This window comes from Acinetobacter sp. CE-15 (genome assembly GCF_051059255.1).
Taxonomy (GTDB): domain Bacteria; phylum Pseudomonadota; class Gammaproteobacteria; order Pseudomonadales; family Moraxellaceae; genus Acinetobacter; species Acinetobacter guillouiae.
Genome location: NZ_CP192737.1, coordinates 3842942 through 3860729 on the forward strand (window position 1 = coordinate 3842942; position 17788 = coordinate 3860729).

Annotated in this window: 20 protein-coding genes; 12 read left to right on the top strand and 8 right to left on the bottom strand. The window is 39.1% G+C overall.

What is annotated here, in order from left to right; all coding sequences use genetic code 11:
- Positions 1–139: 139 nt before the first annotated feature.
- From ACQ7EO_RS17570 to ACQ7EO_RS17585, 4 genes are read left to right on the top strand one after another with little or no spacing between them, the layout of a single operon-like run.
- Positions 140–841 carry an energy transducer TonB gene (locus ACQ7EO_RS17570; RefSeq protein ID WP_434278198.1) on the top strand — a complete coding sequence of 234 codons (702 nt, stop codon included), beginning with the start codon at positions 140–142 and terminating at the stop codon, positions 839–841.
- Positions 842–867: 26 nt separating this feature from the next.
- Positions 868–1734, top strand: a complete 867-nt coding sequence (locus tag ACQ7EO_RS17575) for a MotA/TolQ/ExbB proton channel family protein (protein ID WP_434278200.1) — start codon at positions 868–870, stop codon at positions 1732–1734.
- A 14-nt stretch (positions 1735–1748) separates the two neighbouring features.
- On the top strand, positions 1749–2174 hold the full coding sequence (locus ACQ7EO_RS17580; protein ID WP_034610077.1) for an ExbD/TolR family protein: 426 nt from the start codon (positions 1749–1751) through the stop codon (positions 2172–2174).
- Positions 2175–2192: 18 nt separating this feature from the next.
- Entirely contained in the window at positions 2193–2609 is a 417-nt protein-coding gene (locus ACQ7EO_RS17585) for an ExbD/TolR family protein (protein ID WP_004722903.1), read from the top strand.
- 187 nt (positions 2610–2796) lie between these two features.
- On the opposite strand, the gene ACQ7EO_RS17590 is transcribed toward ACQ7EO_RS17585, so the two are convergent.
- Positions 2797–4299, bottom strand: a complete 1503-nt coding sequence (locus ACQ7EO_RS17590; protein ID WP_434278202.1) for a CoA-acylating methylmalonate-semialdehyde dehydrogenase — start codon at positions 4297–4299, stop codon at positions 2797–2799.
- A gap of 195 nt (positions 4300–4494) precedes the next feature.
- A complete protein-coding gene (locus tag ACQ7EO_RS17595) occupies positions 4495–5835 on the bottom strand; it encodes an MFS transporter (RefSeq protein WP_034610073.1) in 1341 nt (446 codons plus the stop codon).
- A gap of 474 nt (positions 5836–6309) precedes the next feature.
- Between ACQ7EO_RS17595 and ACQ7EO_RS17600 the strand changes: the two genes are divergently transcribed.
- A complete protein-coding gene (locus ACQ7EO_RS17600; RefSeq protein WP_004722910.1) occupies positions 6310–6861 on the top strand; it encodes a LuxR C-terminal-related transcriptional regulator in 552 nt (183 codons plus the stop codon).
- 59 nt (positions 6862–6920) lie between these two features.
- On the opposite strand, the gene ACQ7EO_RS17605 is transcribed toward ACQ7EO_RS17600, so the two are convergent.
- The 4 genes from ACQ7EO_RS17605 to ACQ7EO_RS17620 all read right to left on the bottom strand — a co-directional run bounded on the left by ACQ7EO_RS17605 (position 6921) and on the right by ACQ7EO_RS17620 (position 8944).
- Positions 6921–7265, bottom strand: coding sequence for a zinc ribbon domain-containing protein YjdM (locus ACQ7EO_RS17605; RefSeq protein ID WP_034610071.1), 345 nt, complete (start codon positions 7263–7265; stop codon positions 6921–6923).
- Positions 7266–7377: 112 nt separating this feature from the next.
- A complete protein-coding gene (locus ACQ7EO_RS17610; protein ID WP_434278204.1) occupies positions 7378–7731 on the bottom strand; it encodes a DUF488 domain-containing protein in 354 nt (117 codons plus the stop codon).
- Positions 7732–7980: 249 nt separating this feature from the next.
- Entirely contained in the window at positions 7981–8427 is a 447-nt protein-coding gene (locus ACQ7EO_RS17615; RefSeq protein ID WP_004722915.1) for an SRPBCC family protein, read from the bottom strand.
- Positions 8428–8575: 148 nt separating this feature from the next.
- Complete coding sequence (locus ACQ7EO_RS17620) at positions 8576–8944, bottom strand: ribonuclease E inhibitor RraB (RefSeq protein ID WP_004722917.1); 369 nt, start codon at positions 8942–8944, stop codon at positions 8576–8578.
- A gap of 211 nt (positions 8945–9155) precedes the next feature.
- Here ACQ7EO_RS17620 and ACQ7EO_RS17625 point away from each other — a divergent pair, with 211 nt between their 5' ends.
- Both ACQ7EO_RS17625 and ACQ7EO_RS17630 read left to right on the top strand, forming a co-directional pair.
- Positions 9156–9914 (top strand): ribosomal protein L7/L12, encoded by a 759-nt coding sequence (locus ACQ7EO_RS17625; RefSeq protein ID WP_434278205.1) that lies wholly within the window; start codon positions 9156–9158, stop codon positions 9912–9914.
- A gap of 141 nt (positions 9915–10055) precedes the next feature.
- Complete coding sequence (locus ACQ7EO_RS17630) at positions 10056–10637, top strand: hypothetical protein (protein WP_034610064.1); 582 nt, start codon at positions 10056–10058, stop codon at positions 10635–10637.
- Between the two features lie 16 nt (positions 10638–10653).
- On the opposite strand, the gene ACQ7EO_RS17635 is transcribed toward ACQ7EO_RS17630, so the two are convergent.
- Positions 10654–11664, bottom strand: coding sequence for a metallophosphoesterase (locus tag ACQ7EO_RS17635; protein ID WP_434278206.1), 1011 nt, complete (start codon positions 11662–11664; stop codon positions 10654–10656).
- 162 nt (positions 11665–11826) lie between these two features.
- Here ACQ7EO_RS17635 and ACQ7EO_RS17640 point away from each other — a divergent pair, with 162 nt between their 5' ends.
- Complete coding sequence (locus tag ACQ7EO_RS17640; RefSeq protein WP_034610061.1) at positions 11827–13455, top strand: phospholipase D family protein; 1629 nt, start codon at positions 11827–11829, stop codon at positions 13453–13455.
- Between the two features lie 141 nt (positions 13456–13596).
- Here the strand turns inward: ACQ7EO_RS17640 and ACQ7EO_RS17645 are convergent, their stop codons facing one another.
- Positions 13597–14409 (bottom strand): lysophospholipid acyltransferase family protein, encoded by an 813-nt coding sequence (locus ACQ7EO_RS17645; RefSeq protein WP_096733262.1) that lies wholly within the window; start codon positions 14407–14409, stop codon positions 13597–13599.
- A gap of 349 nt (positions 14410–14758) precedes the next feature.
- Between ACQ7EO_RS17645 and hflX the strand changes: the two genes are divergently transcribed.
- The 4 genes from hflX to ACQ7EO_RS17665 all read left to right on the top strand — a co-directional run bounded on the left by hflX (position 14759) and on the right by ACQ7EO_RS17665 (position 17721).
- On the top strand, positions 14759–16090 hold the full coding sequence (gene hflX, locus ACQ7EO_RS17650) for a ribosome rescue GTPase HflX (RefSeq protein ID WP_034610059.1): 1332 nt from the start codon (positions 14759–14761) through the stop codon (positions 16088–16090).
- Positions 16091–16133: 43 nt separating this feature from the next.
- On the top strand, positions 16134–16505 hold the full coding sequence (locus ACQ7EO_RS17655) for a hypothetical protein (protein WP_034610058.1): 372 nt from the start codon (positions 16134–16136) through the stop codon (positions 16503–16505).
- Positions 16506–16514: 9 nt separating this feature from the next.
- Positions 16515–17183 (top strand): LrgB family protein, encoded by a 669-nt coding sequence (locus ACQ7EO_RS17660; RefSeq protein ID WP_004722933.1) that lies wholly within the window; start codon positions 16515–16517, stop codon positions 17181–17183.
- A gap of 94 nt (positions 17184–17277) precedes the next feature.
- Positions 17278–17721, top strand: coding sequence for a DUF2147 domain-containing protein (locus ACQ7EO_RS17665; RefSeq protein ID WP_004819221.1), 444 nt, complete (start codon positions 17278–17280; stop codon positions 17719–17721).
- Positions 17722–17788: the final 67 nt, after the last annotated feature.

Sequence of the window (17788 nt, forward strand, 5' to 3'; positions counted from 1 at the left end):
CAAACATGATCTAGATCTAATCTAGTCACGGTGTTTGCGAAATTGATTCATTCACTTAGCCAAACAAAAGAATTGAACAGAATTTTTTTATCGTCTCTCTTTTACTATTTATTGTTTGTCTCTCATTTCAGGAGTAGCAATGGGCAAGAATTTTTCAGAATTAGAAAATAATTCTTCCAAACGCCTGATCGGGATTGGAGCAGTCATCTTACTGCATCTAATCATTCTCTATGGCTTGATTACAGGTTTATCCAAGACAGTTGAAAAACCAGCGGATGAACCTGTTGAATTACTGATTATTCAGGACAAAAAACCTGAACCAGAAAAACCTAAACCCATTGAAAAGCCACCAGAACTACCAAAGTTGGTGCAGAAAGTGTTGAAAACACCAGAGCCAAAGCCGACTGAAAAAACTGTGGAAAAACCAACAGCAACACCAAAGCAGACGGCTACACCTACACCCACAGCAACGCCAAAGACCTCAGAAAGTCCTGAGCCAACACCGACGCCAAAACCAGAAACAACAGCAAAACCTGAACCTGCAAAAGCAAAACCAGCAGGTGAAACACGAGGTGTATCGAGTGGAGAAGCAGGTTGTAAAACACCTGATTACCCACGTGAATCTTTACAAAACGAAGAACAAGGTGAGGTCCTTATCTCGGTATTTGTGGGTAGTGATGGAAAGGTTAAAGAGGCCAAAGTTAAAAAATCGAGTGGGAGTAAAAGCTTAGACAAAGCTGCCTCGAAAGCTTTTAGCTTATGTAGGTTTAAACCTGCGTTAAAGAATGGTGAACCTCAAGATTCTTGGTACGACATACCTTATGAATTTGTATTGCAGTAATCAATTAAATAAAGATTTGGAGATAAATGATGAATAAAACGCTGAAATCTGTACGACTATTTGCTTCTGTTGGGATTTTAACTGCAAGCACCCTACTGCCTGTATCTAGTGTATTTGCAGAAGAAACCACTGCAACGCCTGCGACTGTAACGACAACCAATACAGCAACCAGTGAAACACATACACCACCACCTAAACCCGCAGCAACACAAGCTGTTCACAACCCTTACGGTTTAGAAGCACTATGGCGCGAAGGTGATATTGTGGCTAAATCAACCTTATTTATCTTGGTCCTGATGTCGATTGGAACGTGGTACATCATGGTGACCAAGTTTATTCAGCAGGCAAAAATTAAGCGTCAAGGTAAAGAAGTTGAAGCCAAATTTTGGGATGCTGCATCAATTGACGGCGCTGCGGGAACGCTAGGTGAAGCAAGTGCCTACCGATTTATTGCTGAAAAAGGCATTAACTCAACCAAAAAACATGGCGGAAACCTACTTGAGCGTATCGACTTTAATACTTGGGTCACAATGTCGATTCAACGTGCAATTGATAAAATTCAAAGTCATTTAAGTGGTGGTTTAGCATTTCTTGCAACCGTCGGTTCTACCGCACCATTCGTTGGTTTGTTTGGTACAGTTTGGGGAATCTATCATGCACTTACTGCAATTGGTATTTCGGGTCAGGCCTCTATTGATAAAGTTGCTGGCCCTGTCGGTGAAGCACTGATCATGACCGCAATCGGTCTTGCTGTAGCCGTGCCTGCGGTACTTGGTTATAACTGGCTCACCCGCCGTAATAAAGCAGTATTGGATAATGTACGTACTTTTGGTTCTGACTTACATACTGTTCTACTCAGTGGCGAGATCAAAAACAGTAGTGATGCGAAATAAATGAGGTATCTATTATGAGCATGACAGTCAATTCAGGCAGTGACGAAGATGATGTAATTTCTGCGATTAACACCACACCTTTGGTGGATATTATGCTGGTTCTGCTGATTATATTTTTAATCACCGTCCCCGTTGCCATTCACACGGTTCCAGTCAAGTTGCCTGAGGAAAAAAATACACCGTATGTCACCAAGCCGATTAATGTACAAATCGCGGTCAATAAAGCGGGGGATATTTTTTGGAACGAAAAGTATATCGCAGATAAAAATACACTGATCAATCGTTTACAGGCTGAGGCAGCAAAACGCCCACAGCCAGAGGTACATATTCGTGGTGATCAAGTGACAAAATTTGAAGCGATTGATGAAGTCATTAGTGCTACTAAGCAAGCAGGTATCGGCAAAATCGCGTTTGTCACGACACCTGTTGCCGCACCATAATCGAAAAAGGAACAGTTTATGGGTATGAATGTAGGTGCCAATAAAGACGATGATGATGTAATGTTAGATGTCAATATGACACCACTTATTGATGTGATGTTGGTGTTGTTGATTATGTTTATTATCACCATCCCAATTCCAAATAATGCGATCAATATTGACTTGCCCAATGGCGCACCACCACCGACCAATGAGAAGCCACCTGAGCCAGTCACCTTACGTATTGACCCTCAAGGTAAAATCTTTTGGAATGATCAAGCTGTAGAAAATAAACAAGCGCTAGAAGTTTTATTTGCGGGTGTTGCACAGAAATCAGATCAAGATCCGATTAAAGTGCAACCCGATAAACTGACTGAATATAAGGATGTGGCTATGGTGATGGCAGCCGCACAACGATTAAATGTTAAAAAAATCGGAATTGCAGCAAGCCAATAATATTTAAGGGATGAACAAAGCTGCACAGTTCAATCGACTTGCAGCTTTGAGTCCCTACTCTATACAATGTTTCTAAGCTGTTTATTCATAGCGCAACATTATAAAGAACACAACACTCAATATATCTGACTTTCACTCACAGCTAAAAAAGCCAGCATCTGCTGGCTGATCATCGACATTAAGTCAATTAGGTGATTTTAAATGCCAAAGAAATGGCTTGATCTTGTTGTTCAGGATCTGGCCATTTTTGTGAAACAGATTTTAACTTAGTATAGAAACGAGCGGCATCTGGACCATATAAATGCGACTCACCAAATTTTGAACGTCGCAAACCACCAAAGTTAAAATAACTCACTGGAAGTGGTACAGGCACATTAACACCAATCATGCCCGACTCAACCTCCATAAAGAACCGGTGTGCTGACTTTCCATCACGGGTAAAAATCACCGAACCATTGCCATATTCATGGCTATTGGTCACAGCAATTGCCTCATCTAAACTATTGACGCGTAAAATTCCTCGCGCTGGACCAAAAACTTCTTGTTGATAAAAATCCATATCCATAGAGAGATAATCAAATAAAGTCGGACCAATATAATAGCCGTTGGCATACTCTGGATGTTTAAAATCACGACCATCCACCACCAACTCAGCACCATCTGCAATACATTGATCAATTGCCTTTAAAACAGATTGTTGCGATTGCGCACTAATCACCGCACCAAAATCTGCAGTCGGATCATTGTATGCGCCAACTTTCAATGCTTTGATTTTTTCTACGATACGTTGGCGTAAGTGATCTGCCGTTTCAGCACCTACGGGAATCAGCAGTGATACCGCCATACAACGCTGGCTGGCTGAACCAAACCCCGCTGAAACAAAGGCATTTGCAGCCGCTTCAAGATCGGCATCAGGCATCACCACCATGTGATTTTTCCCGCCAGTAAATGCTGCAACACGTTTGTTATGTGAGGTGCCTTTTTGGTAAACATATTCACCAATCTGGGTAGAACCCACAAAGCTCACAGCCGCGATTTCAGGATGTTCAAGTAATGCATCGACTGCTGTTTTATCCCCCTGTACAACATTAAATACATCGTCTGGGAGACCCGCTTCTTTCCATAACTCTGCAAAAAATAATGCAGCCGAAGGCACTTTTTCAGACGGTTTCCAAACTATTGAATTCCCCACAGAAACAGCCATGGCCATCATGACAGCAGGAATCATGATGGGAAAATTAAACGGGGTAATGCAACCCACCACACCCACAGGAACCCGTACAGAAAACACATCGATGTCGCCTGCAACATTACGTGCATATTCACCCTTTGTAATCTGCGGTGCATTACAGGCAAATTCAATTCCTTCAATCGTACGGCCAATTTCACCGATTGCATCGGCAATGGTTTTGCCATGTTCACGACCAATGATTTCTGCCAATTCAGCTGTTTTGGCAATCATTAATTCACGTAATTTAAACAGAACTTGCAAGCGTGTAGCATGTGAAGCTTTTGCCCATTTTTTTGCATTTGCTGATGTCGCAGCTTTCACCGCAGTATCAATCACTGTTGCATCACCATAAGCACAACGCGCAATTTCTTCACCCGTAGAGGGATTAAATACTGGGCCTGAATGTTGAGTTTCTGTGATATGACGGCCTGAAATATAATGTCCGATCAAAGTATTCATCCTGATTTTTCCTTCACGCTGGTACTGAAACTAAATTAAAAATGCTACTGAAGTCGGTCTTTCCATGACCATTTTGGCGAGAAAGCCCCATATTCCCAAGACAGATAAAGGAAATATTCATATTCATTCCTGAAAATTAAGCGTGGTAAATTGAATGATTGATTACAGTGCTTTGCTTTGAATCACTACTTTGCATTAAACAGACAATTTGCTTTTCACTGATTTACGTTGTCTCGCTGGGCTAAGATCATCACGCTTCATAAAGAAGCTACAGAAGATTGCGAAAATCGCCATACTCATGATGTAGGTAATAATCAAATGCGGGCTACCATTACCAATACTTAGGAGTTTGGTGGCGATTAATGGTGCAAGTCCACCGCCTAATACACCTGCGAATTGAACTGAAATCGAGATGCCACTGTAGCGAATTTCGGCAGGAAACTGTCGAGCAAATAACTGAGACTGTGGCGCATACATGATCGGGAACACCACGCCGATTGCTAAAACAATTGCGGTCCATACCAAGACTGGGTCCTTGGTATCCAACATGCTAAAGAACGGATAGCAATACAATGCAAGGACCACTAGACCAAACATAAACATATTACGCTGCCCAACTTTGTCGGATAGATGTCCACACAATGGCGTCATCACCATGATTAAGCCTGCACCACAAATCGTTGCAAACAAAATGTCTTGGCGAGGAATACCCAACTTGGTTGTGGTGTAGGCTAAGGCAAAAGTAGAGGCAATATAGAACCATGCATTTTCAGCAGCACGGGCAAAGATAATCGTGAGTAATTCGCGCGGATGATTTTTAAAGACCTGCATTGCTGGAACTTTAACTTCTTGTGCTTGTTGTTTTACTTTTTCAAAATCTGGTGACTCAGGCACTTTGACACGGATATACCAACCCACACCTAATAATAAAATGCTGGCAAGGAAAGGCAGACGCCAGCCCCAACTAAATAGACTTGCTTCGGGTAAAAGTGAAACTAAACCCAATGCGATCGAGGCCAACATTAAACCACCACCAGCACTTGCTTGAGGTAAACTTCCCCAAAAGCCTTTACCGCCTTCAGGTGCATGCTCCACAGCCATCAACACGGCACCGCCCCACTCGCCGCCCATTGCCATACCTTGAACAAAACGTAAAATCACCAGAAAAAATGTCGCCCAATATCCAATACTTTCATAGGTTGGCAATAGACCAATTAAAACAGTAGGAATCCCCATCATAATCAGTGTGGTTAGCAGCATGGTTTTTCGACCAATTTTGTCCCCAAAATGACCAAAGATAATACCTCCCAACGGACGTCCAATAAAGCCAACGGCGTATGTGGCAAATGCAGCCAAGACACCTGTTAATGGATCAAGATTGGGGAAAAACAGTTTATTGAAAATTAATGCTGCGGCTGCACCGTAAATAAAAAAGTCGTACCACTCGATTGTCGTTCCAACCATGCTGGAGATACCCGCCAGACGGTGTGAAGACTTTTTCGGTTGTTGAGGACCTGATCCTTGTATATGCTCCATCGCTACCTCGCCCAATTCTTAGTATTGTCATCCATTCATCACCTTAGAGATAATCCATCCTGATTATATTTATTAAGGTGATCTAATTCTTTTTACACAAATAACTTAAAATAAGAAGCCAAGATTAATATTGATTTATCCTGATAAAAAATTCTAAATAACCTGAGTGCTTCTCATCATCAATGTGAATCAATTGCTTTTTTCAGTCAACACCCTTAATTACTTAAGTAGTTTTTAAAATCCAATAAATAAATTAAATACAATCACTTATACAAAAACCTACCAATATAGACTAAAGTTAAATATAAAAAATGTGATCCATTACAAACTATTAAAAACACTAAATTTATATGTATAACAACACAAAAATAATCTATTTAGTTTTCATCATATTATAAAAAATCAACGGTCGAATACTTGTTATTTCTCGCTATCGCGTTATATTCATTATTATACTAAGTAAGGATGCTTATTATGAACTATAATAAAATCGCATTTGATTTTAGCCCTGCACCAATTGTTGTATTAAGCTATCGCCACATGATGGAAATGAATGCTGCATTTGCCAATCTGTTTGGCTATGAGCGTGGTGAATTAATCGAGCAATCCATAGTCAAAATTTTTCCTAGTCTTGAGGATTATGAAAAGGTCGGGAATGATGCATTGCAAAGCTTATTGTTAAAAAAAAGCCATTATTATTCTGATCAGCGCTTTATGCAGCACAAAAATGGCGAAATCTTTTGGACACATACCCATGGGCAAACCTTAACACCTGAAGATCCCTTTAAATTGATGGTCTGGCATTTTGAACGTAAAGATCAGGTGCTGTCTTCTAAGCAAAAATTGACCAAACGTGAATCAGAAATTACCCAATTGATTGTCAATGGATTTACCTGTAAAGAAATCGCACGAAAATTAGAGCTGTCGCATCGGACCATAGAAGTGCATAAAGCAAATTTAATGAAAAAGTTGGGCGTTCGCTCCAAAGCAGAACTGACCTCAAAAATTATTATTCGAGAAAAATGATATAGACAAAAAAATGATCACAGTTGAATTGCTGTGATCATTGATGAACCTCAAAAAAATTAAGCTTTTTTCACAAATTCTGACTTTAATTTCATGGGACCAATACCATCAATTTTACAATCAATATCATGCCCATCATTACTGTCTACCAGCAAACGAATACTTTTGACTTTGGTTCCTACCTTAACCACTGCAGAAGAACCTTTAATTTTTAAGTCTTTAATCACTGTCACTGAATCGCCATCTGCCAAAATATTGCCAACAGCATCTTTAATCGTCACGCTGTCATCTGCTGTTACTTGCTCGCCATCTTTCCATTCATAGCTACATTCTGGGCAAATCAATAAATCGCTATCTTGGTAGGTATATTCTGAATTACATTTTGGACAATGTGGCAAAGACATAATAAGCTCAACTTCGGTTCAAATCACAATCATAGCATTTTAAGATTTTTCATCAACTTAAAAACCATAATAAATATAAGGAATAATTTAAAATCAACCGCGATCAATAAAACTAGGCTTTATGATTTAACACATCCAGCAAAACACTGACATGATTTCGCCCTTGATTTTTGGCCGCCGTTAATAAGGTTATAGGACCTTGTGCTATCAGTTTCCGCAGCTCTTCTAACTGTACTGTAACCTGTGATAATTCAATGCGATAACGTTGTTGAAACTCATCCCAACGGTTTTCGCTATCCTCGTGATACCATTTTCTGAGTTCATTGGACGGGGTAATTTCTTTCGGCCATAAGTCAATCTTAGCATCGTCTTTTTTAATACCACGTGGCCACAAGCGATCAACCAGAATTCGTTGACCATCTGTTTCTGAAATCGCATCATAAATTCGTTTGCTATAAATCGTCATTGTTATTCCGAACCGAAGTTATTCTAAAATTATTCCAAATGATGAGAAATATGGTTGTGTAAAGTGACAATGGGGTCATAAAAACACCTTGCCCCCCCATCACAGCTTAGCCTGCAAACATAGGCGAGGCTTGGTGCTTACTCAGGCAATCAATGATTGAATTGTATTGCCCGTTTAATGGATGATAGATGAATGATATAAATAGCAAAGCAGATCTATAGCGATAGTTTATAGGTCACTTACGCGAGTTTATTGATCTGGAATTGTTGGATTGACCAAGAGACCAAGTAATTGCAAAGACTCTTGCCATCCCAAATAACAAGCCTCGACAGGAATCACTTTCGGGATACCTGATTGGGTAATATTGACTTCCGTTCCAACAAGCACACCTTTTATTTCAATGATTACTTCAATTTCGCCAGCGAGTTCAGGATTATCAAATCGATCAAAATATCGTATGCGTTGGTTGGGAATCAGCTCTGCATAAGTTCCACCAAATGAATGGATTGTACCTGTAGAGAAATTGGTAAATGACATTCGATAAGAACCACCAACCGTTGCATCCATTTGATGAAGTTTTGCTGTAAAACCATGTGGAGGCATCCACTTTACAATTGCATCTGGGTCTAAGAAAGCTTTATAGACTCGCTCTGGTGGTGCACTAAAAACGCGATGTAACTTTACCGTATTACTCATACTCATATCCTTGACTATTATTGTTGTTGAAAAGCAAGTTTAGCGCTGTACAAAGCTTTCATTTGTATGGTTTGAGTAGTCTGAAACTTAAAAAAAAGCATATCAACAAGGATATGCTTTTAAAACAATATGCGTCATCTAAAGACCGTTATTCTTCATCGTCTTCATCATCAAATATATAGGTTGTACATCCCCAACCATCATATTCACCTTCAAACTGCTCAGCAATTTTACTAAACCATTGCTCTAAATCAACAACATCTTCGTAGTCTGGAATCAGATGAACATATACCGTAATCACCCATTCATTGGGTTGCACTTCTTCATCCAAATACAGTGAAATTTTTTGCTCTTCGTGTAAAAGATAGATTGCACATTTTTCAGCGAGTTCTTGTGTTTTAAAATACACAGAAAACTCGATTTCATGTACCTCTTCTAAATCATCACCATCTTCGTGCATTTGCCAAAGTAGATTACCGTTATCATCTTCTGGGAATTTTTCAAAATCACGAGTCATGGCCAAGCCCTCTTTTAAGGTTATAAATATTATGACTTTTACAATAGCAAAGTTTTATGACAGTTTTAAAATATTGCTTATTCGCACACAAATTACTACTTTTATTTGGCATCAATTTGTAATAAAAATTGAATTAATTCTATGATTAATAAAAACTCATATCTATTGTTGATCTATATTCATTGATGATTAAACCAATAATGAAAGGTGCATGATGCCAAACTTTAACCCACAACAACGACAAGAAATTCTGTTACTGATTCAACAAGGTCGTAAAGTTGAAGCAGTTAAATGGGTCAAAGACCATTCAGATTTAGGCTTGAAAGAAGCCAAGGATTATGTAGAAAATCTGACAGAAAACGCATACAACTTCGCATTTGCAGATTCAGCTCAAAGTGATAGTTCCCGTGATATACACTTGCAAATTCCTCAACAAGACATTCTTGCCCTGATCCAACAAAATCGTAAAATTGAAGCGATTAAACTGGTCATGGAAAATTCAAACCTTGGGCTAAAAGATGCCAAAGACTTTGTAGAACAGCTCACTGAAAATCCCAATTTAGCAATCAATCAGTTTCAGTTCGATGATGATTTTTATGACAGTCAGCATCCTCGCTATAAAGCAATTCAGTCGAATTTTGAAACTGGTGAAATCTATGTGTTATATCAAGATCATCAAAAAGTGTTGATTGATGAACATCATCCTGACTGGGATGAAATTATGCGTCATTTTTCGCAAGGTGAAACATATGATTCGGCTGCTGCCTACATTGCTGCAATGAAAGCCAAAGCACCTGATAGCGCTGTCAATTCGACACATAATGTTCAGTCAATTCCCCGCCCATCCAGCGTGACAACGCAACCTGTCGGTATTGAAGATCAAACCAAGAAAAAAGGCTTACCTATTGTTATGCTTGTTGTGATTGCGATTGTTGCTGTGATTGCCTATCAATTTTTTATCAAGCAATAAGATGCAACACCGCGATAAAATTTAACATGGCAATAAGATTGAATATGCAATGCAAGATGACGAATAAAGTTTAAAACAGTCAAAAGAAAGCCATTCAACTAAACGCTATCGTTCTCATCATTTAAATTATTCGAGGTGCATATGTACCAATTGAATCAAACACAATTACAAGCATTGCTTGATCTGCTTGAACACCATCAAACAGAACAAGCAGAACAATTCCTTATTGCACAACTTCAACTAGATCCAACCGCAGCAAAAAATTTAGTCCGCATCCTATACGAATCATCAGATGCGCTTCAGGCTTTTAAAGCAAACCCTCAAATTTTATCGGGCGAAATGCCGAATATAAAAAATGAAAGCAAATCTTTTGAATTCAACTTTTCATCTAGTACGGTGAAAATGACCAATCAGGATGGTAAGACCATTGAAATCAATGATCAACATCCCGACTGGCAAGAGATCAAAAAACAATTCCAAATCGATTTGACTCAACCAGATGCTTTATCCAAATTTGCCGAAAACTTTATGCAAGGAGAGACGCAAAATACCTCATCACAAGCAAAGTCTTCATCTTATGATTCAACAAGCCCTACTCACGCTTCGGTTCAAACCTCAGGGGTGGAAGACTTGAGTCATCAGAATAAGTCCAGCAGCATGCTGTTATTGATTGGGTTTCTTGTTTTGATTGGGATTGCAGCCTTTTACTATTTTAAAACATGATTGATCAGTATGAAATTTAACTCAGCTCAATAATATCAATGGTTGGTGGTACTCTAAACCGAAAAGGCACACCTACCATACCAGTACCGACACTGACAAATACATCGGCATTTTCATGCTGATACAAGCCTCGTTTATGACCGAGAATAGAAACTTTTTTCATTACATAACTGGTCAACCACGGCAATTCAACTTGCCCACCATGAGTATGTCCAGACAGCATCAACGGACGTGTAGGCAACTGTGGCACCATATCTACCGTATCGGGGTTATGTGACAAAATTAACCACGGTTTGTCTTGAGGTAAATCGGGCATATAACGCATATCCGCCTTGCCTGCCCATAAGTCCCCGACACCGATTAAGCGAAAATCATCAAATTCAACAATTTTACCTTCAATATCCATGACGTTATTGGCCTCTAAGGCACTGGCCAATAAGGCTTGAATCGGTGGTCCTGGATACTGCTCATCATGATTACCATTTACTGAATAAACCGGAGCTTCGATCTGTTTTAAAATCGCCAGTTCTTCAACCAATTTATTTTCAGGTTCATAGGTCCAATCCCCTGCAACCACGACAAAATCGGGTTGAGCCAAATTAATTTTTTTGACAATTGTTTTAAGCTGACGCTCATGTCCAGAAAACAGACCAATGTGTAAATCTGCAAGCAACGCAACTTTAATCGGTTGAGTAAAGGTTTTCTCCTGCCCCAACGGATATTGTATATGCTGAACATGAACTCGATGTGGTTCAATAAATCGTGCATAAATCAACAACGCACTGAGTAAGAAAATAAAAATACTTTCATGTAATGAGAATTTTCCGATATATCCTGCATAAATGCTAAAAAATAACAACGGAATTAATAAATAAGACAGGTAGAATGCCAGTAAATGGACGAAGGACTTAAAAGGATGGATCGTTTCAGTTCTAGATTGACTTAACCAGGCTTGGCTTACTCCCCATACCGCAAGCACAATGAAGCAGAGATAAAAAATTGATGTAACAGTTAGGGTTGGAAACATATTCAATCTCGCAAGTCGCGTGTACTTGTCATCTCTTTATTTATCTTTTGAAAAGGCTACATTGGCATTTCATAAATGGATTGCATTTCGGCAAACATCGACGAATTGTCAATATATCCTCAGGCAATTATACTCTAGCTCTGAGAAATCTTAGAAAATATTATGCAAAGAACGATCAATCGTAATACCCAATTACAGCAAAAAGCTCACAATCACCATGCTTCAAAATATTGGGTGATGATCGGTTCTTGCCTATTACTCAGCCTTTCTGCCTGCTCAACCCTACCTCGACAAGAAAATATTAAACCCGAATATGCCTACGATATAGAAACCAAAGACACCCCTTTGGCGCAAATTATTTCTCCATTAAAAGCGCAAAACCCTGAGTTAACCGGTTATCACGTTCTTTATGATCCGCTGGAAGCAATCGCAGCACGCATCAATTTAATTGAAAAAGCACAAAAAACGTTAGATTTGCAATATTACATTTGGGACAATGACAAAATTGGCTCATTGGCTTTATACAAAATTATTGAAGCCGCAGATCGCGGTGTTAAAGTTCGTTTACTGATTGATGATAATAATGCCAAACAAATGGAAGGGGTTTATCTCGCCTTAGATCAACACCCAAACATTGAAGTAAAACTATTTAACCCTTACCGTTTTAGAAGTATTCGCCCCATCGACATGGTGCTGGATTTAAAACGTATCAATCGTCGCATGCATAACAAAACCTTTACTGCTGACAATCAAATTTCATTAATTGGCGGACGTAATATGAGTAATCAATATTATAACGTTAGTGACAATTACCAATTTTCAGATGTAGATGTGATGTTGGTGGGGCAAGCGGTAGATGATATTACCCACTCCTTTGATGAATACTGGAATCATAGCTACGCTTATCCGGTGAGAAATATTGTCAATCACAGTACCTACACCTTACGTTATGACAGTCTAAAAGAACAATTGACCCACCATTACCAAGAAATTACCGTTCAAAATTATTTGAATTTAAGTAATCGCACCCATGCTTTTGATCAATGGCTCAATCATAATATTCAACTGGATTGGGTCAAAGCAGAAGTGGTCAAAGATGCCCCAGATAAAATTCAGGCCAAGGCCAAAAAAGAACAACATCTCAACTTCCAAATGGTGAAACGCTTAGATATCCCGACTCAAAATGTCGACCTGATTTCTGCTTATTTTGTTCCGCAAAAAAAAGGCGCAAAGAAACTGGTTGAGTTGGCAGATGAGGGCGTTAAAGTACGTGTCCTGACCAACTCATTTAAAGCCAATGATGTCGCGTTGGTACATGCATTTTATGCAAAATATCGAGATAATTTATTAAAAAATGGGGTCGAGCTTTATGAGTTTCTGCCTGCCGTTTCTGAAGAGAATCTCTATGCCAATTCAGAAGAAATCTCAAAGAAAGCCAAAGTTAGCTTAAAAGGCTTAAGCCGTTCTAGCTTGCATGCCAAACTGATGGCTGTAGATAATAAACAAGTGTTTATTGGCTCATTTAATTTCGATCCACGTTCAGCCAACTTAAATACTGAGATTGGGGTCATTATCAATAGTCCACCGTTAGCGATTGCCGTACATAAAACTATGGATGATAATTTAAAAAAATATGCTTATAAGCTGGTTTTAGATTCACAGAATAAAATCAATTGGCTCAAAGAAACGCCTCAAGGCATTGTCACTTTAAGAAAAGAGCCAAAAATGAAGTGGTGGCAAAAAGCAGGAATTAAGGTGATTTCTTGGTTGCCGATTGAGGGCTTTATGTAAGCTGATCATTTTGCCTTAAATGATCATCATCTCATGTGGTAAATGATGCACACTTAAAAGATCATACTCATTTACCATAGAGACATAACTAGTTTCGCTTCTACTTAAAACGATCTAAAAGCTTTTGATCCTTAGCAAAGCTTAGCCCTGCAAGACTTCTTTCTGTAGATCTTCCAAACCTTTTTGCATCATCACTTGCACTTGTTGCGTCAGGCTTTCAACCGTATGCCCTTCTGTTGCAATCGCAGGAAAGGTTTTGAGGTGCGCCACAACCTTTGGCATTTCCAGCACAGCTTGGACATGTTCGACAAATGTGGTTTCGCCAATAAAAGGCACTACGGTATCTAATTGCCCATGTTGATTTACATAGCAAATCACACATACTTGTACGGGTTTCTTGGCTTCGATTGCCGCACCTAAGATCCGACCATGTACTTTTTTGACTTTTGAACCATCAGTGGTGGTTGCTTCAGGGAAAAACAACACTGGAATATCTTTACTTAAGAACTCAGCGATTTGCTCTCGAATACGTACAGAATCCCCTGAACCACGTTTAATAAATAAAGTTCCACCACCTTTAGCCAAATTGCCAAAAACTGGCCATTTTTCAATTTCAGCCTTCGCTAAAAAGAATACCCGTGCCCCTGAACCTAAAACAGCAATATCCAACCATGAAATATGATTACTCACCCACAATGCTGGTTCACGCGGAATATCGCCATGTACACGCACGTCGACATTAAATACTTCACTTAAACGGCGACAAAAATACTGAACATAACGGGTATTTTTAGGATTATTCGGATCTTTATAGAGTTGATGGCGGTAAACCAGATAAAAGCCTTCTGCAACAGCAGATGTTCCTGATACCAGTTTTTTACTGTACAAAAAGACTTTAGATAAAGCACTTAATTTCGATGATTTTGACTTTTTGATTGCTTGTTGTTGAGTCATAGATATTCACTAAACAAAATGTATGTCATATTAAACTGACACTATTGTATACATATCTAAATCAACTTGCATTCATCATTAAAGACAACAACATTGATTTACTGTGCGAAATGAATAGCCAAATCAGCTCAACGCTAAATTGTGGCAAAAATTACGCGCCATCAAGCAGCTATGGATTTTTACTAAATTTTAACTCCCCCGTTAACATAACAGGAAAATCCAAATTAAGATTTCACAATAAATTCATATATTTATAATTTTATTGCAATACTTTGCATACAGCTTAGGATTTAACACAGAATATCCTTTAGAATGATTTTTCTAATCTAATGTCTGAGTTTTACAATCTGTGGAATACTTTGATCAAAATCAAGGTGGTGAAAAAACCATTTTAGTCAGTGTGAATGTTCAAATCTTAGAAGATCTTGATGCAGAAGAATTTCGATTACTGGCTAAATCTGCGGGCGCGGATATATTAGAGCATTTAAGCGTACAACGGATTAAACCCGATCCTAAATTCTTTATTGGTTCAGGTAAAGCAGAAGAAATTGCTGCACAAGTTGAGGCAGATGAAGTGGAGTTGGTTATTTTCGACCAAGCACTGTCACCCGCTCAGGAACGTAATTTAGAACGTATTTTAAAATGTCGTGTGATTGACCGTACGGGTTTGATTCTGGATATTTTTGCGCAGCGTGCCCGTACCCATGAAGGTAAGCTGCAAGTTGAATTGGCTCAGTTAGATCATCTTTCTTCACGTTTAGTCCGCAGCCGTAGCAATTTGGACAGTCAAAAAGGCGGTATTGGTCTACGTGGACCTGGTGAAACCTTACTTGAAACAGATCGACGTCTATTACGCATCCGTATGGAACAGCTCAAAGATCGTCTGGAAAAAGTCCGAAAAACACGTATTCAAGGCCGTGCTGCTCGCCAAAAAGCCAATATTCCAACTGTGTCTTTGGTCGGTTATACCAATGCAGGCAAATCAACACTTTTTAATATTTTGGCAAATAGTGATGTTTATGCAGCAGATCAATTATTTGCCACACTCGATCCAACCTTACGCCGTTTAGATTGGGATGGTATTGGTACGCTTGTTCTTGCAGACACTGTTGGTTTTGTGCGCAATCTCGCTCATTCTTTAGTCGAATCCTTTAAGGCAACTTTGGAAGAAACTTTAGAAGCCACTTTACTGTTACATATCATCGATTCGAGTAGTCCAGATGTTATGGAACAGATTGATGCCGTAGAAACGGTGTTAAATGAAATTGGCGCAGATGTTCCAATATTAAGAGTCTATAACAAGATCGATCAAAGCGGAGAAGAAGCCAAAATCGTTTATGCCAAACCGCACCAACCTGAGCGTGTTTATGTTTCAGCCCATACACAACAAGGCTTAGACTTGTTACGTAAAGCGGTACATGAATGTTTGATGGGGCAAATTCAACGTTTTGAACTACAATTAAAACCCGCTTATGGCAAGTTAAAAAATCAACTTTACGATCTTAATGTCATCGAATCTGAACATTATGATGATGAAGGCAACTTACAATTGGTGGTTGCCATGGCACCACAAAAACTGGAACAGCTCATCAATCAGGCACATTTACCGCTCGTTGAAATCCTTGGCAATAAGGCAGAACAATTTAAAAGGCCGTTAGAAGAGTTTGAAATAAAGCGCTAAATCGGTTAAAACGTGAAAGATCAATTTTTATAAATAAACACACATGGATCAGTTAAAAGGTATCGATTGGCAAGCATGGATCTTCACAATAGGACTTATCATCTTCTTTCGTGAAGCTTCTGTGTTGGTGATGTCACAATTTAATCATCCTGAATTGGGCAATTTAACAGGTCTACTCAGCCTACTGTTTGTGTTGGTTTTATGGCGTAGATTCAAAAAAATCCCTGCCCGTCTGGTCGATACCAATAATAAATTAATGAGAGAAAGTGGCTTTGCTTTCCTACCGATATGTGCGGGTTCTTTAATCATGCTGGTCAGTATGGGAAAAGAGATCCCCTTATTTCTGGTTGTGATGTTTGTCAGCACACTGATTCCACTCTGGATTTATGCAAAAATGGCGAAGAAGTGGCTATAGGAGGCTGATATGTTAAGTGTACTCACTGGGTTTTTAATCACGCTAATTGCCTATTTGGCAGCGAAACCAATTAATAAACGCTTTCCTCAAATTCCGCTTCTGGTCATTGGCATGTTTTTTGTGATTGGAATTTTAATGATCTTTAAAATTCCTTATGAAAAATACAATACAGATATGAATGGTCTATTTAGCCACCTACTCGGTTATGTCACTGTGGCATTGGCTATTCCATTAGCCGCAATGCGTTATGATGATTTACCACTGAAATCTGTTGTAGGGATCTTGGTGTTTGCCAGTATCAGCGCTGTTGCATTACCCATGAGTTTGGCTTATTTACTGCATATGTCAGAACCGACCATCATGGCCTTTGCCACACGTGCTGTGACTACGCCAATTGCAATCAATATTGCAACTTTATTGCACTCACCAGTCACATTGGTGATTTTGATCGTCATTTTATCAGGCGTGATTGGGGCCGCATTTTCATCGATTATTTTACGCAATATTAATGATGAACGCGCGTCTGGCTTGGCTTTAGGACTGGCTGCACATGCCATCGGAACGGCCCAAGCTTGGCAACGTGGCGCGGTTGCAGGTCGTTATGCAGCCTTTGGAATGGCAGTAAATGCGGTGTTCACAGCCATCTGGTTGCCAACATTTATACTTTTTATAAAATAAATGTGATTTAGTTTACTTTTCACATGATTGCCTAGAGTAATTATTCAGCTTAAGATGAACTATTCTTTCCCCCATTTTGATAAGGAATCAATAAATGAGGTTTAATAAGTTCATCTTAGGGACATTATTTTCTGTTTTAAGCTGTAGCAGTATGGCAAAAGATATCACTGGTACTTGGAAAAATATCGATGATAAAACTGGCTCATCTAAAGCTGTGCTTGAAATACGCAAAGAAGCCAATGGCACATATACCGGTAAAATCATCAAAATTACCCCACGTCCTGGTTATACTCCAAAAGAAACCTGTATAGACTGTCCAGCGCCTTATACCAATAAACCCATTTTAGGTATGGATGTTCTTAAAAATCTCAAACAAACCAGTGAAGAAGATTATGTTGGTGGAAAAATTATTGACCCACTTACAGGTAAAATTTACTCCATGAAAGCCAAACTTAACTCAAACGGTAATCGCTTAATGTTAAGAGGTTATGTGGGAGTGTCTGCACTTGGTCGTAGTCAAACTTGGATTCGTGAATAAGGTCTTATTCACTGATCACAACATTTAAACTTATCACAACATTTAAACTTAAAAGAAAATAGGTATG